At 55.9% G+C, this 14599-nt stretch carries 17 protein-coding genes; 3 read left to right on the forward strand and 14 right to left on the reverse strand.

Annotated elements, in window-relative coordinates; genetic code table 11:
• Nucleotides 1–2: 2 nt before the first annotated feature.
• The 14 genes from ACCW76_RS02830 to ACCW76_RS02895 all read right to left on the reverse strand — a co-directional run bounded on the left by ACCW76_RS02830 (nucleotide 3) and on the right by ACCW76_RS02895 (nucleotide 11763).
• On the reverse strand, nucleotides 3–419 hold the full coding sequence (locus ACCW76_RS02830; protein WP_097119589.1) for an acyl-CoA thioesterase: 417 nt from the start codon (nucleotides 417–419) through the stop codon (nucleotides 3–5).
• The gene (locus ACCW76_RS02835) at nucleotides 412–2106 is read right to left on the reverse strand and encodes a glycosyltransferase family 2 protein (RefSeq protein ID WP_436337664.1); all 1695 of its coding nucleotides are present in this window, start codon (nucleotides 2104–2106) and stop codon (nucleotides 412–414) included. Before ACCW76_RS02835 ends, ACCW76_RS02830 begins: the two co-directional genes overlap by 8 nt.
• Nucleotides 2100–2447, reverse strand: coding sequence for an ApeI family dehydratase (locus ACCW76_RS02840; RefSeq protein ID WP_038647681.1), 348 nt, complete (start codon nucleotides 2445–2447; stop codon nucleotides 2100–2102). The genes ACCW76_RS02835 and ACCW76_RS02840 overlap by 7 nt, the downstream gene beginning before the upstream one ends.
• The gene (locus ACCW76_RS02845; protein ID WP_436337665.1) at nucleotides 2434–3762 is read right to left on the reverse strand and encodes an AMP-binding protein; all 1329 of its coding nucleotides are present in this window, start codon (nucleotides 3760–3762) and stop codon (nucleotides 2434–2436) included. Before ACCW76_RS02845 ends, ACCW76_RS02840 begins: the two co-directional genes overlap by 14 nt.
• Nucleotides 3759–4319, reverse strand: a complete 561-nt coding sequence (locus tag ACCW76_RS02850; protein WP_045831641.1) for a hypothetical protein — start codon at nucleotides 4317–4319, stop codon at nucleotides 3759–3761. Before ACCW76_RS02850 ends, ACCW76_RS02845 begins: the two co-directional genes overlap by 4 nt.
• Nucleotides 4320–4327: 8 nt before the next feature.
• A complete protein-coding gene (locus ACCW76_RS02855) occupies nucleotides 4328–4582 on the reverse strand; it encodes an acyl carrier protein (RefSeq protein WP_436337666.1) in 255 nt (84 codons plus the stop codon).
• A gap of 11 nt (nucleotides 4583–4593) precedes the next feature.
• The gene (locus ACCW76_RS02860) at nucleotides 4594–4851 is read right to left on the reverse strand and encodes a phosphopantetheine-binding protein (protein ID WP_034820252.1); all 258 of its coding nucleotides are present in this window, start codon (nucleotides 4849–4851) and stop codon (nucleotides 4594–4596) included.
• Between the two features lie 3 nt (nucleotides 4852–4854).
• A complete protein-coding gene (locus ACCW76_RS02865; RefSeq protein ID WP_436337667.1) occupies nucleotides 4855–5655 on the reverse strand; it encodes a lysophospholipid acyltransferase family protein in 801 nt (266 codons plus the stop codon).
• A complete protein-coding gene (locus ACCW76_RS02870; RefSeq protein WP_436337668.1) occupies nucleotides 5645–6376 on the reverse strand; it encodes a beta-ketoacyl synthase chain length factor in 732 nt (243 codons plus the stop codon). Before ACCW76_RS02870 ends, ACCW76_RS02865 begins: the two co-directional genes overlap by 11 nt.
• Before the next feature lie 197 nt (nucleotides 6377–6573).
• Complete coding sequence (locus ACCW76_RS02875) at nucleotides 6574–6966, reverse strand: hypothetical protein (protein ID WP_097119582.1); 393 nt, start codon at nucleotides 6964–6966, stop codon at nucleotides 6574–6576.
• Between the two features lie 231 nt (nucleotides 6967–7197).
• The gene (locus tag ACCW76_RS02880; protein ID WP_436337669.1) at nucleotides 7198–8568 is read right to left on the reverse strand and encodes an efflux transporter outer membrane subunit; all 1371 of its coding nucleotides are present in this window, start codon (nucleotides 8566–8568) and stop codon (nucleotides 7198–7200) included.
• The gene (locus ACCW76_RS02885) at nucleotides 8565–9653 is read right to left on the reverse strand and encodes an HlyD family secretion protein (protein ID WP_038647695.1); all 1089 of its coding nucleotides are present in this window, start codon (nucleotides 9651–9653) and stop codon (nucleotides 8565–8567) included. Before ACCW76_RS02885 ends, ACCW76_RS02880 begins: the two co-directional genes overlap by 4 nt.
• Nucleotides 9650–11329 carry an MFS transporter gene (locus ACCW76_RS02890; protein ID WP_045816222.1) on the reverse strand — a complete coding sequence of 560 codons (1680 nt, stop codon included), beginning with the start codon at nucleotides 11327–11329 and terminating at the stop codon, nucleotides 9650–9652. Before ACCW76_RS02890 ends, ACCW76_RS02885 begins: the two co-directional genes overlap by 4 nt.
• 2 nt (nucleotides 11330–11331) lie before the next feature.
• Nucleotides 11332–11763 carry a MarR family winged helix-turn-helix transcriptional regulator gene (locus ACCW76_RS02895; RefSeq protein ID WP_034820286.1) on the reverse strand — a complete coding sequence of 144 codons (432 nt, stop codon included), beginning with the start codon at nucleotides 11761–11763 and terminating at the stop codon, nucleotides 11332–11334.
• 486 nt (nucleotides 11764–12249) lie between these two features.
• Here ACCW76_RS02895 and ACCW76_RS02900 point away from each other — a divergent pair, with 486 nt between their 5' ends.
• The 3 genes from ACCW76_RS02900 (at nucleotide 12250) to ACCW76_RS02910 (ending at nucleotide 14485) form a co-directional block, all read left to right on the forward strand.
• Nucleotides 12250–12507 carry a biofilm/acid-resistance regulator YmgB/AriR gene (locus ACCW76_RS02900; RefSeq protein WP_034820289.1) on the forward strand — a complete coding sequence of 86 codons (258 nt, stop codon included), beginning with the start codon at nucleotides 12250–12252 and terminating at the stop codon, nucleotides 12505–12507.
• Nucleotides 12508–12658: 151 nt separating this feature from the next.
• Complete coding sequence (locus ACCW76_RS02905; RefSeq protein WP_436337670.1) at nucleotides 12659–14155, forward strand: SulP family inorganic anion transporter; 1497 nt, start codon at nucleotides 12659–12661, stop codon at nucleotides 14153–14155.
• A gap of 159 nt (nucleotides 14156–14314) precedes the next feature.
• Nucleotides 14315–14485 (forward strand): hypothetical protein, encoded by a 171-nt coding sequence (locus ACCW76_RS02910; RefSeq protein ID WP_167347096.1) that lies wholly within the window; start codon nucleotides 14315–14317, stop codon nucleotides 14483–14485.
• The last annotated feature ends 114 nt before the right edge of the window (nucleotides 14486–14599 follow it).

Here is a 14599-nt window from a genome sequence, read left to right on the forward strand (position 1 = left end):
GATCACGGTTTGACTCCCAGGCGTTCAAATAAAATATCGGGTGAAACGAAATTCATCTCCTGACTCGCCGCATCGACCGCCACTTGCAGCGTGTGTGCTTTGGTGGTGATCTGGCCCGCCACATTGCGGATGACATAATCGATACGCAAGCGGTTCTCGTATTCCGTAATGCGGGCTTCCACGCGGATCACCTCTTCACAGCGTAACGGCTGGCGGTATTTGACACGCGTGTCCACCACTGGCCAGACAAAACCGCTGGCGGTCATCTCACCGTAGCTATAGTTGATGCTGCGCAATAGCGCTTCACGCGCCACTTCAAAAAAACGGAAATAGTTGCCGTGCCACACCACGCCCATCGGGTCGCAGTCGTGGAACGACACGGTTAATTCAACCTCAGCGCGCCAGATATGTTCACTCATCGCGGCTCTTCTCCTCTGGTAACGTCCAGAAATCGTAAAAGTTAAACCAGTCCAGCGGCGCCATCAGCGCATGCTGTTGCAGTCGTTCGGCGTAGCGATCCACCGTGGCCTGCAGCGCCGCCTGTCGTTGGGCTCGCGGCAGCAGGATCGGATCGGCAAAAGGCTCACAATGCACACGCAGTCTGCCCTGTTCCCGCAAGGCAAACATCAACAGCACCGGACAGCGTAAGGCGGCGGCCAGCACAAAAGGCCCCTGCGGAAACGGTGCCGGACGGCCCATAAATGCACTCCACACCACGCGGCGTTCGCCCCCGCGCTGACGATGTACGGCGGTACGATCGCCGACAATCGCCACCCATTCACCGGCATCCAGTTTTTGCTGCAGCAGGATGGCCGTATCCGGGCCGATATCGGTGACCGGCATTAGATTTACCCCAGCCTGCGGCGCGATGCTCTCCAGCACCTCGCGAAAGCGCTGGGCGTTATCGGTAAACACCAGCGCGTTGATCACCAGCCCGCTGACCTGTTTTGCCATCGCGCGGCAAGCTTCGATATCACCCAGATGCGAAGCGAGGATCAAATGTCCTTTGCCATCCGCAGCACGGATGACCGCTTCGGCACCCGGCGCAAAATCAATATCGCGTCCCCACTTCACCTCTCCGCGCCAGCTGGCGACTTTATCCAGCATGCTGTAACCAAAGCGCAGAAAGTGGCGATAGCTGTTGATCGGCGCCGGCAGGGCAATCTGCTGTTTACTGGCTTCTGCCTGCACCCGCGTCAGCCATTGCTGAGAAGCGTTACGCGCCTCACGTCCGCTCAACCAGTAAACCGCCACCACCGGCCAAAGCAACAGCACAAACGGCAGCCGCCCGGCGCGACGATACAACCACAGCATAAAACGCAACCCGCTCTGACCCCGGCGTTCTGGCGTGGCGGCCCAGTGCTGCGCCGTTTTACCCCGGCTCAGTAACTGTGGGATGCGCGGCACCATGCCAAAGAACAGGCGCGTGTGCATCCATGAGATACGCAGGTTGTCGTGCAAGGCATCAAAATGTGACAGGCCGCTTTCCGGATAGGTGACGCGCGTGCTGATAAAACGGCTCGGCGTACCCTGCCAGTAGAGTCGCACCATGATTTCGGTGTCGAAATCCATGCGCTGGCCAATCGGGTGGCGATCGCAGAGTGCTAATGAAGGTTGCAGCGGGTAAACACGAAAACCGCACATGCTGTCTTTTAGCGAGAAGGAGAGCGTTTCAATCCACACCCAAAAATGGGTGATGTAACGGCCATACAAGCGGGATTTCGGAATGGAATCATCGTAAACAGGCTGGCCGGAGATCAGGCAATCGGGATGGCTTTCCGCTTCCGCCAGCATGCGCGGCGTGTCTTCCACCTGATGCTGACCATCCGCGTCGAGTTGCAGCGCGTGGCTGTACCCTGCTGCGGCGGCTCGGCGCATTCCGGCAATCACCGCCGCACCTTTGCCCTGATTCACCGGTAAGGTGAGGATATCCAGCTGTGGGGCCTCAAGGGCGGCGATCTGCTGCTGAGTCTGCGTATCACTGCCGTCATCGACGATAATCACCGGCAGATTAAAGGGAGCCAGGCGCGCCAGCACCGAGGCCAGCATGGCGCCGTGGTTGTAACAGGGAATCAGAACACAGGGGTTGAAAGGCGCATTCAGCACAGGCGAATCTTCCCGCTGCTGGCAATCTCAATGCTGTCCACGCGAATCAGGCTGTAGCTAAAACTCAGCAGTGATTTGTCTTCCTGCCAGCTCAACTGCAGCTCCAGTTCCGCATCAGGCGGCACCGGCTGCTGAAACTTGATGTTCTCAATAGAACGGAAGTGTTTACCGATGGCCAGGCGTGACAGGCCGTAATGTAAAGCCCAGTCGAGCTGCGCCACGCCGGGTAAAATCGGTAAGGTCGGGAAGTGGCCGCGGAACCAAAACAGATCCGCGGCAGCATGCAGGCGCAACGTCAGTGTTGCGCCCTGCTGCAGGGCGTTGAGTTCAACCGGCAACATCAAACAGTTCCTCAATTTGGGGCCAGGCACGTTTACTCTGCGCCGTCACCGGAATCGCGTTGACGACACGCCAGTAACGCGGCATGGCGACCGGCTCAAGCCAGGGTTGCAGCGCGATTTTCCATTGTTTCTTGCGTTGGGTCAGCGTTGCGGCATCCAGCGTGTCCGGCAAAGCCAGCACCACGCCAATCGCCTGGCGTCCGTGACGCTGAATCGCCAGAGCGGCAGCATCTTCCACGCCGGGTAAGGCCAGCAGTCGTCGCTCGATCTCACTGAGAGAAACGCGCTTATCTTCGATCTTCACCACCCGATCCTGACGCCCCGCCAGCTGAAATACGCCGGAGGGCTGTTGCACAATACGATCGTCGAGCGGCCAACCCTCAGTGGTTTCCAGCAACGCCGAAAACACCCGCCATTCAGCAGATGCCTGCTGCTCCAGCCTGACCTGTGGAAAACAGTGCCACGGGGCGTTTTCTTCCTGCGCACAGCGCCAGCCCATCACGCCGGTTTCGGTGCTGCCGTAAATCTCATCCACCGCACAAGCGAAGGCATTCTGAGCACGTTGCGCATCAGCCCAGGGCAAAGCCCCGCCTGCCGAAACAATCAACGCACACGACGGCGCATCCAGGGCAGGATCAAGGCGTCGCAAAAAGGCCGGACTGCTAATAAAGGCGTAGCGGCGATCGCGGCGCTGATCGGCCAACTGCTCACCGTAAAAAATTTGCTGGGCGGCGAGTGGCAAACTTAACGCCATCGGTAACACAATGCGAAACGTCAGGCCATACAGATGCTGATGGCTCACTGAGGCAATGACGTGGCATTGCTGCAGACGCTCGGCCCATAACGCCGCCAGCCACTGCGCTTCGAGATCGAGTGCACGCAGTGATTTCACTACGCGACGTGGGGTGCCCGTGGAACCGGAGGTGAACAACACCAGCGCGGCATCCCCGGCGATGGCAGGCAGCTCACCCAGCGCCAGTGCACCGTCCCAGCGCAACTGTGGCAGGGACACCGCCAGCGGCATATCGCTGATCACGCCATCCAATTGGTCTGCCATCTCTTCCAGCTGCGCGGCACGACAATGTCCGGGGATCACCGGGGTTTTACCGGCGTGCCATAACGCCAGCAGCGCAGCCGTGAAGTGATAACTGTTATCGAAGCATAACGCCCAGTGCTGGCCCGGCAGCCGTTGCAATGTCTCCACTAACGCCATCACCTGCTGGCGCATTTCCGATAACCAATGCTGTTGCTGCCCTTGCCAGGCCACGACACGATCCGGCGCTTCGAGCCAGTCGCGGATACTCACCACCTTCATGCCTTGTTCCTCATACGCTGACGCAGCAGCCATTCGCCGCCCATCAGCGTGCCCATCAGCAGATAGCTGATGCACCCATTCCAGAGTGTCCACAGCGAGAGATCATTGAGCAGGCAAGTGACCAACGCCACGCTGCCGTTAAAAATGAAAAACCCACACCATACCTGTGTCACGCGCCGCGTATAGCGCACTGCCCGCGCAGGCAAATCCGCTTCACGCAGCCGCGCTAAACGTTCGACCAGTGGCATGGGGCTCCACAAAGATGTGCCAAACAGCAGCAGCATCAGCGTATTGACCACCACCGGATACCACAGCAACAAATGCTGGCTGCGCAGTAGCATGCTGGCAAGGCACAGTAAGGTGCCCACCAGCGCCAGCAACAGCATCACTCGCCCCATCGCGCCCTGCGCGTGACGTAATTGCCAGATACGCCAGCCAAACAGCAAGGCTAACAGAGCAATCACACCACGCCATTGCGGATGGGTGACAGCGAGCCACACCAGAAATGGCCAGGCCAGCAGGGCCAGACCATTTAACAGGCGCAGAAAGGCTGGCATGCCGGAAATCAGGCTTCGTCGCGCATCAGTTGATCGACGGCATCCACCACATCCTGCACGGTGCGAACCGCACGGAAGGCTTCAGGTTTGATTTTACGGCCGGTACGCTTTTGCAGGTGCACCACCATATCCACCGCATCAATGCTGTCGAGTTCGAGGTCTTCATACAGACGGACATCCGGGCGGATATCATCGGCATCAATTTCAAACAGCGAGGTGAGTAGCGAGGCCACTTCCTGGTAAATTTCGTCTTTATTCATCATTTTGACTGTTCTCAGGCTTGCTGTTGTTCAACAAACGCGGCCAGCGTGGCCACGGAAAAAAAGTGCGCGCGTAAGGTTTCGCTTTCTGCGGAAAGCTGTACGCCGAAGCGATTTTTCACCGCCAGTCCCAGCTCAAGGGCATCGATTGAATCGAGTCCCAACCCTTCGCCAAACAAGGGTGCGTCGGTTTCTATATCGTCCGGGCTGATATCTTCCAGATTCAGCGTGTCGATAATCATCAGTTTGATGTCGTCAATCAGTGCTTGCATAACTTACTTTGTCTCTTCAGGGACCAGTGCCTGTTGCAGGTGACGCGTCAGGCGACGCGCGGCGAGCGGCTGCGCATCTTCTTCGGCTTCACTGAAGGCCTGGCTATCAATACGCGATTGTACGCGTACAGTAAAAACGGGTTTAACCAGCGGAATCTGATACCAGCGACTTTGCTTATCGAGCATACGCTGGGTGCAGCTAATATGTACCACGCGCAGATCGCATCCGGCACGCACCGCGATATTGGCGGCACCGCGTTGCAGCTTCAACGGTTCACCATAACGGGTACGCGTACCTTCAGGAAAAATCAGGATGGTATCGCCGCGCGCTAAACGCTGCTGGCTATCTGGCAATAAGGTATCGGCTTCGCTGTTAATCAGGTAATCGGCAGATTTGATTACGCCATTAAAAAAAATGTTGTGCTGCAATTCGGCCTTAACCAGACAGTCCATTTCCGGCAGTACCGAAGCAATCATCACATAATCGATCAGCGAGGGGTGGTTGGCTACAATCAGGCAGCCGCGATCCTCGCGCAGTCGTTCCGCACCGATGATCTGATAATCGTAGACGCCGACAAAGCGACAGAAGCGCAGGAAACAGCGGAAGCTCCAGGCAATGCTACTGCGCGCAATCTGACGCCGGCGCAGGCCATCGCGCTGAATCAACAGCAGCAGGTTAAACCAGGTCACAGACAGCAGCAGACCGCCAACGCTGAACAACGTAAAACTCACGGCGGTCATCACCAGTCGCCAGTAAAAGTTGCAGCCAGCACGCCAGCGCAGGGCTAACGAATTATCCGCCATGATCACGCTCCCAGTGCCACAGGTGACGCTCACCGGCAATCGTCATTCGTTCGTTACCCTGCAGCATCGCCTGCAGGAATTGCAAACTTTGCGGCAAAGTCTCGGCGTCGGGGCGCGCGGGCTCTGCTGTGCAGCGCCACTCATTGCCGGATTGCAGCAACAGAGCCACCGCGTAAGGGGCGTTGAAGCGGTCAATTTCAGGTAGCCACGGCTGATAATAGGCAGGTACAACGCCGTCAAAATCCACCAGCAGCACCTGCGCGTAGCCCGCCTGATGCAAAGCCGCGACCTCAAGCAAACCCTGTTGAAAACTGTCCATGCCCGCTGAAATCGACGAAGAGACCAGCGGCTGTCGCGCCGCAATGGTTAAGCTACCCACCGCAGAATTGTGTACAGACATGGCAAAATCGGTCGGAGACAGCGCCTGCTGATCTTTTAACGCCGTGAGTATGCGCAGATTACGTTCCAGCTCACCGTGGCGGCTGGTAAACACAATGGCATCCACCGTTTGACGTGCCAGTAACGCCAGCCCGCTCTCCACAGCCGCACGGCTGCCCGCACTCAGGCGACGTGCAGTCATCATCGGCAAAAATTGGGGTTTGGCGATCGGTAGGGTGGCGTCTAACGCGGTTTGCTGCCCGGCCCAGTGCTGCCACTCATCGGCAGTGCTGTGACCTGGTGCAATCGCGTGCCAGTCAACCAGGGTGTAAGCGAGTTTCATACCTGTATTCTTTCTTCAGCCTCAGGGATGGTCAGATTTTCGCTGTGCGGCATCCCTTCCCTGCTTGCGTTCGAGTCCGTCATCCGTCTCATGCGAATGTCGCCGATTAACAAGGCGGGCACATGGCCCGCCTGTTTTCTCTTTCGGCAGCGTTAGCGCTTTCTTTAAAACATTATGTCAGCGATCACGCATGGCGCTTATTTTACGGCCTGAACCGCAAGACGCGTCTGAATACCCTGGTTCAGATTCTGAATCCAGCGGTTGTAGTTACGATGGATCTGGCCGCTGCCCGCTTTCAGATTGGTACTGCTCACGTAATCAATGCGGTAGCTGTTTGCAGCATAAGTGATGCGAATGTCGGCCGTATGACCGCGCTCGGACAGCTTACCGTTCATCACGCCCGGGCCTGCTGGGGAAATCACCCAGTGGTTGGCCGCACCGGCTTCAACGATGGCGCGCTGCATTTGACTATCCGTGTAGCTCTGCCCAACGGTCTGGCTCACGTTCTGAATGGGTGCGGTGCGCGGTGCGCAACCCGTCATTAATGCCGCTGTCACGATTAAGGCAAGCGCCGCTTTTTTATTCATCATTTCCTTTGTTTCCCCTGTCGTAGCCAATCACCACAAATGGCGACCGTGTGCGTAATTGAACTTGCACTGATCCGTTCAGACTTTGTAAAGCGCGCGAATAATACCACTATATGTAAAGACAAGTAAAAAAAAGCACGAATGACTTAAGCAGCGCCTCATTCCATGGCAAAAGCGGACATTGCCGGGTTTACAGCGTAAAATCTGCCGCAAAACCGGCTTGTGGCATGATGTTTAGCCCTGCCAGCCGCCGCCGAGCGATCGGTAAAGATCGATTTGTGCGAGCAACAGAGTGTTTTTCACTGAGACAATATTGAGCTGAGTGTTAAACAAGGTGCGCTGCGCGTCCAGTTCATCCAGATAAGAGGCATAACCGTTCTGATAACGATTACGTGCGATGCGGTATGCTTCTGTCACATAGCCTTCTTGCTTCTGCAATTCCGTCAGCTGTTCCTGACTGCGACGAATGGCATCCAACGCGTTATCCACATCCGAAAAGGCACCGCGCACCACTTTCTCATAGCCATAAAGCGCCTGGTTACGTGCGGCCATCGCCACATCCACCTGCGCCGTCAATGCTTCGCGGTTTAATAGCGGTGCGAGAATGCTGCCGCCGATGCTCCACAGGCGGAAGGGATTGTCGAGTAACTGATGCAATTGATAACTTTGCAGCGTGCCGGTCGCCGTCAGATTAAGCGACGGCAATAAATCGGCCTGCGCCGAGGCCAGCGAGGCATCCGCTGCAATCAACTGGCGCTGCGCCTGCACAATATCCGGGCGGCGGTTCAGCAGCTGAGACGGCAATAACGTCGGCAGCGTCTGCGGTTTGATGTGGTCGAAGTTGCGGGTACGGGCAATCTCGCGCGGATTCATGCCCACCAGCACGCTGAGTGCATTCTCTTGTTGTTCGATTTGATGCTGTAACTGCGGCACCTGCGCTTTGGCGGTCTGATATTCCGATGCCGCCTGCATCCACTCCAGTCGCGAGGTATAGCCGGTTTCAAACTGGCGCTGTGCCAGATTTAGCGAGTTTTCACGCGTGGCCAGCGTGGCTTCTGTGACGCGCAATTGTTCGTCCAGCGCGCACAAACTGAGGTAACCGGAGGCCACCGAGCTGGCAACCGTTAATTCAGCCGCTGAGGCTGCAGCACGCTGGGCATCCAGAGACGCTTGCGAGGCAAGAATGCTGTTGCTGCGACTGCCCCAGAGGTCCACGTCATAGTTTGCCTGCAGCAGTCCCTGGAAGACGGCATTCTCATACGGCTGCCCGGTCACAGCCGACAATGCGCGCTGATGCGTGGCGGCAACCCCGGCGGATAGCGTGGGAAAATTATCCCCCTGCGCAGCACGCAATTGCGCGCGGTACTGATCGACCCGTGAACGGGCAATCAGGATATCGCTGTTATGCTGCAACGCCTGGTTCACTAAGCGGTTAAGGTTATCGTCGCCAAAGCGTTGCCACCACTGTGCTTCGGGAGCTGCCGATGGGCCAACCTGTTGGCGCCAGCTGTCCGGGATCGGTAAAGATGCCGGGGCCTTTTCCACTTCGGTCGCGCAGCCGCTGACCATCAACGCCATCAGCGAGGCAAGGATTAACCGCTTCATGGCGCATCCTTGTGCGGCTCTGCTGCGGTATCAATATTGACTTCAACCGACATGCCGGGACGCAATCCTTCGGTATCGCCGAGGATTTGAATACGTACCGGAATACGCTGTGCGATCTTCACAAAGTTACCGGTGGCATTGTCCGGTGAAATGGCACTGAATTCCGAACCGGCGGCGGGGGAAATAAATTCAACCCGGCCGTCAAAACGCTTGCCGTCCAGCGCATCAACCCGAATCGTCACGGGTAATCCTGGGCGCACACGTGCCAGCTGTGTCTCTTTCAGATTGGCGATCACCCATTTGTTATCCGGCACCACTGACGTCAGGCGCGTACCCGCCGTGACATAGGTCCCTTTACGCACCGACAATTGCCCCAACTGTCCGCTGTCGGGCGCAATAATCCGCGTATTGGCCAGATCGATATTGGCCAGTTCCAGTGCGGCTTTGGCACTGGCTACATCACCTTCCAGGGAACCGCGATTCACGATGACCGTTTGTAAACTCTGCTGCGATACCGCAACCTGCGCATCTGCCTGGCGAAGTTGCGCTTGCGCCTGCGCGTTAGCGGCACGCGCCGCGTCACGTTCACGTACAGAGAGCGACCCATCGGCCGCCAGATTTTCGACACGCTTCAGGTCAAGGCTGCTTTTCAGCGCCTGGGCTTTGGCATTCTCCAGCGCAGCTTTATTGCTGAGAATATTGGCTTCCGCACTGCGGCGCTGCTGTTGGTTATTGTTTTGCGCAGCGATTTTCATATCCAGCTGCGCTTGCGCCTGATGCACGCGCTGGCGATAGATCCGATCGTCAATGGTCATCAGTAACTGCCCTTTGGTGACCGGTTGTAAATCCACCACATTGACGTCGGTCAGATAGCCGCTGACCTGCGGGCTGATAAAGGTGACCTGCCCGCGCACATAGGCATTCTCCGTTGACTGAATCGTGCTGGTAAACGGCCACAGCTGCCAGGCGTATAAAATCACCAATACGCCAACAATCACAATGCCGCTGCCGAAAGCGATGGAAAGAATGCGTCGGCGGTTGGCGCGTTCGCGCTCCGCAGCCTGAATATCGTCCTGTTGGCTCATGAATTCTCCGTCGGGTTTGAAGCTTGCTGACGCTGTTCTGTCAAATTATGGCGTGCCTGACGCCAGTTGATATAACGCAGCCGCGTCAATCGCCACAGCACCCACATCAGGGTGATCAGCGCCATCGCGGCAGTCAATAAATAGGTGTCGTTGTAGGCCAGCACGTTAGCCTGTAGTGTGGCCACGGCTTGAAGCTGGCTGCTGCTTTGCGCACTGAGCAGGACGTTGTCGGGCAACTGGCTGCTAAACAGTGAACTGTATTGGCTGAGGCGCTCGGTGACATTGGGATCAAGCTGTGACAGCTGGTCGCCCAGCAGGCTGGAATGGTACTTCTCCCGCCACGTCTGGAAGGTGCCGAGAATCGCCGAGCCAATGAGCCCGCCCAGATTTTGGCTCATGCCAAACAGCACCACAAAACTCACCAGATTTTTCGGCTGCGTCACCACACCGCCAATCCCTAATAGCATCGCGGGTGCGAGGAAGAACGCGCTGCTAAAGCCGAGTAAAAACTGACTGACATACAAGTTGTTGCCGCGTGTCACTGGGCTGGATTGTGCATCCATGTACGAGGCAATGATCATCACCACCAGAGAGGTGACGATCGGCCAACTGAGATGCGTCGGTTTGATGGTCAATGCACTGGCGATCATGCCAAAAATCACCCCAGCGATAATCGCTAAGGCCAAGCCACGCATCTGGTCATTCAGCAGCCCAAGCTGTTGCAGGAAGCCCACCGCGCCGGTGTTTTGCTCGGCCAACACAATACGCATCATGATCATGACAATGCCCAGTCGCACAATCATGCCGTTGCTGAGCCATCGGGTGTTAATCAGTGGATTCGCGCGGTTATGTTCCACCACCACTGCCGCAACAATCAGCACCAACGAAATGGCTAATGAAATACCTAACCACGGCGTGGTAAACCACCACTCGATGCGGCCCAGCGATAGCACGCCGCACAGCAGTGCCATGCCGGGTGCCAGCAGGATAAAGGTGACAAAATCCATCTTCTCAAAGGCCTTGATACGATCGCCCGGCGGCAACTTCACCACCAGAACACAACCGAGCGCTATCATCGCCAGCCCTAACTCAAACAGATAAAGACCGCGCCACTCTTCCAGCTGGAGCAATTCGGTAGAGAACAAACGGGCGAGCGGGATCGCCAGCTGGGATGCGGTAATGCCGATCACCAGGGCTTTGAGTCGGTGTTTCGCCGGCCAGGCCTGAATTTGGTAATAGATACCAAGCGAGCTAAGCGCCGCACCCACCATCCCGTGAGCGGTGCGCACAATAATGGCGGAACTGAGATCGTTTGCCAGGATATGGAAGAACGCCACGATGACGTAAAGCACGAGAAAAGCTTCGGTGAACAGCCGCAGGCCAAACTGCTGACGAAATTTAACCAGCAGCAGGTTGATGGAAATGTTGCCCATCACGTAGACAGCCGGCAGCCAGGCAATCTCATTGCTGTAAGCGCCAAAGGTGCCCTGAAGATTGGTGAGGTTGGCCGTAACCAGCGCATTACTGAGCGCGCCGGTGATGGAGATCAGCAGTCCAATAATGCCAAACGCCACGCGCTTTGAGGGCGAGTGGATTGGGGTGGAAGGTGAACCCGGCAGCATCGGTTTTTCATGAGGCAGCCATTCACGTTGTGCATAAGGATTGCGTTTTGCCACGATTAGATACTTCCCAATCGAGCCAGCAGCTGTTGCAGCACCTTCTCGGTCACCGCCAGCGCTTCAGGATCGATGTCTGCCAGCAACTGTGCGCGCAAGCTGTCTGCCTGGGTTTTCACTTCGGCAAACGCCACGCTGCCTTGCTCAGTCAACACCAGCAGGCGTTTACGGCGATCCTCTTTCGGCTGAACGCGCGCCAGTAACTGCTGTTTTACCAGTCGATCGACCAGTGGCACTACGCTCGCTTCTTCTAATCCCAACAGTTGGGCCAGCGCTTTCTGGGTCGGCGGCTCCGTGGCCGTGGCCACTGTCGCGATGGCCATCCAGCTGCTCATACTTAAGCCACTCTCTTTCAGGCGACGATCGACCGCCAGCCGCCATGCATGTGCAGTAAGATGTAATAAACGCGAAAAAGGTTGCGGATAGTCACTCAAAACGTAGTAGCCTAATGATTAGATACCTAACTAAACAAGTGCGTTATTATAAACAAAGTGTCAGCCTGATGAAAAGTTTGCTTACATTAGCACTGTAGTTCGCGCGCCTCAGCCCTTCCACTTTGTTCTCAAATTGATACAGCCTGCGTTAAAGCCTATTCCTGTACAGCTATTTTGTATAAGTTTCCCGTCAGTCAAATTTATTAAATCATTGATAAACAACAATAAGCACAAATTCCTTAAAAATATCATTGTACAAGTTAGGCTTCATTGTATAAGTTTACTTCCCGTGAGCCAGCGACTGGCTCCGTAACGAATGATGCACTTTGCGTCGCCTCTGAAGGTGTTTTTGGATTTCCACCTTCAGAGGTGTCTTTTTTGCGTTGGTTGATGAGTTTGGGTCTTACGCGCCTGTCCGCGCGTAAGTTTTTTCATCATGGAACTGAAGGCCAGGTTGCCATCAGACCGATCTGAAGGGCTTCATACATGCAAAACGCCGCCACCAGCAGTGACGCTATCGCTGACTATTTTAAACTCGCCGGTAACAGCGACAGCACCGAGATGGAAGTTTTCGGGCAGATCATCGCTGAAATCCTGCAAGCCGGCATGCCGGTCACCAATAAAGCCATCATCGCTTCGCTGATTAATCGCCTTGAGATGGAAAGTGATGTGATCCAACTGGATATTTATCGTCATCTTCTCGAACTGGTGGTTAACAAAACGCCTGACGATCTCTCGGTGTAATACCGGATTCCAGGGACGGAATCACTCTCTTCTTCGCTCTCCCGCTAGCTTCATCCCTCAATGCCCGCTAACATCATCCGCGTTTAGTGTCCAACTGGTTGCTGCCATGCCGTGACGGTATGCGCAAAATAATAAAAGAGCCTGCACATTTATGAGCCCATCTACAGAACACGCCCCTGCGGCGAACGATATTACCGTGGGCAGCGTTTTACGCTCGCCTGCGCTGCTTACCCGTGAGTGTCTGGCTGGGGTGATTACCGCTCTGGCACTGATCCCAGAAGTGATCTCCTTCTCTGTTATAGCGGGTGTCGATCCCAAAGTGAGTCTGGTCGCCTCGGTGGTGCTGTGTCTGACCTTGTCGATTTTAGGTGGCCGCCCAGCCATGGTCACGGCTGCAGCGGGATCGGTGGCACTGGTGATTGGACCGATGGTGCACGCGCATGGGGTTGAATACATTCTTCCTGCGGTAATCCTCGGCGGTATTATTCAGATTATTTTTGGTCTTGCCGGGCTGTCCCGCATGATGCGCTACATTCCGCGTTCAGTGATGCTGGGCTTTGTGAATGCGTTGGGCATTCTGATTTTCTTCGCGCAGGTTCCCCACGTCTGGGGGCAATCGGGATTAGTGTGGGTGCTGTTTGCCGTGACTCTGGCGATTGTGCTGCTGTTACCCAAAATCCTGAAAAGCGTCCCGTCACCGCTGGTCGCCATTGTCGTCGTCACCGGGGTGGCGTTGTTGCTCGGTTATCGCGTGCCTAACGTCGGCGATGAAGGGCCAATGAGTTCAGGCTTGCCGGGATTCACCACGCTGCTGGTGCCGTTTAATTTACAGACGTTGCAGATTGTCTGGCCTACCGCTCTGAGTATTGCCTTCGTGGGTTTGATGGAATCTCTGCTCACCGCCAAGTTGGTGGACGATATCACCGACACACCTTCGGGTAAGCGCCGCGAGTCCTGGGCACTGGGGGTCGGTAATATTTTGGCCGGTTTCTATGGCGGCATTGCTGGCTGTGCCATGATCGGTCAAACCATTGTTAACGTTGAGCTGGGCAAAGCACGCACGCGCATCTCAACCGTTGCGGCAGGTATTGTGCTGCTGCTGCTGGTTACCGGACTGAGTCAGATCATGGCGCAGATTCCTATGGTGGTCCTCGCGGCAATCATGATGGTGGTCGCGGTGAAAACCGTTAACTGGCACAGCCTGCAACCCGCCACGCTAAAACGTATGCCGTGGTCAGAAACCTCGGTGATGGCCCTGACGGTCGTGGTCACCGTTTGGACAGGCAACCTGGCGCTCGGCGTGTTAATTGGCGTGATCCTCGCTATGATGCTGTTTGCACGTCGTATTGCCCATGTTATCCATGCTGAACGCAAGTTAAGCGATGACGGTGAACAGGTCTATTACACGGTACGCGGCCCGCTGTTCTTTGGCAGCAGCAATGATTTGTTCGAACATTTCGATTACGGACACGATCCAAAAGTTGTCACCATTGACCTGACGCATGCACAAATCTGGGATGCATCCAGCGTCGCGGCACTGGATGCCATTGAATACCGCTATCAACGTCACGGTGCGACAGTCACCGTCATCGGGCTGGATAACCGCAGTAGCGATTTCCGCGATCGCCTGAGCGGTAATTTGGGGTGATGATTTCAGTGAAGTGATTTTGAGTCACTTCGTCCAGATTGATTTTTCTCTCAGCTGTCATCTCCAACGAGATGGCAGCTTTTTTATGGGCTTTCGTCAGCGATATATCGACTACGCTTAGGAAGCAACGCTCGGTTGCCCAAATAAAGGACGTGATTAATGAAGAGTTTATTCGGTGGAATGCTGATTATCACTTGTCTGGTCTCGCTGATGGGTTGCCAGCAATCTGACAGGCCAATTGGGCCTGATGGCCGTCCGAATGTGCCCACAGAGCAACCTGTTCCGGGCGGCCCGATGAGTAAAGGTCCCGTAGGGCAACCGCAAGCCTGAGGCTTATCGCGCCCAAAGCAGATGAGCAAATGAGCAGATGAGCAGATGAGCAGATGAGCAGATGAGCAGATGAGCAGATGAGCAGATGAGCAGATGAGCAGATGAGCAGATGAG

Source organism: Pantoea sp. C8B4, assembly GCF_051336905.1.
Classification (GTDB): domain Bacteria; phylum Pseudomonadota; class Gammaproteobacteria; order Enterobacterales; family Enterobacteriaceae; genus Pantoea; species Pantoea rwandensis_B.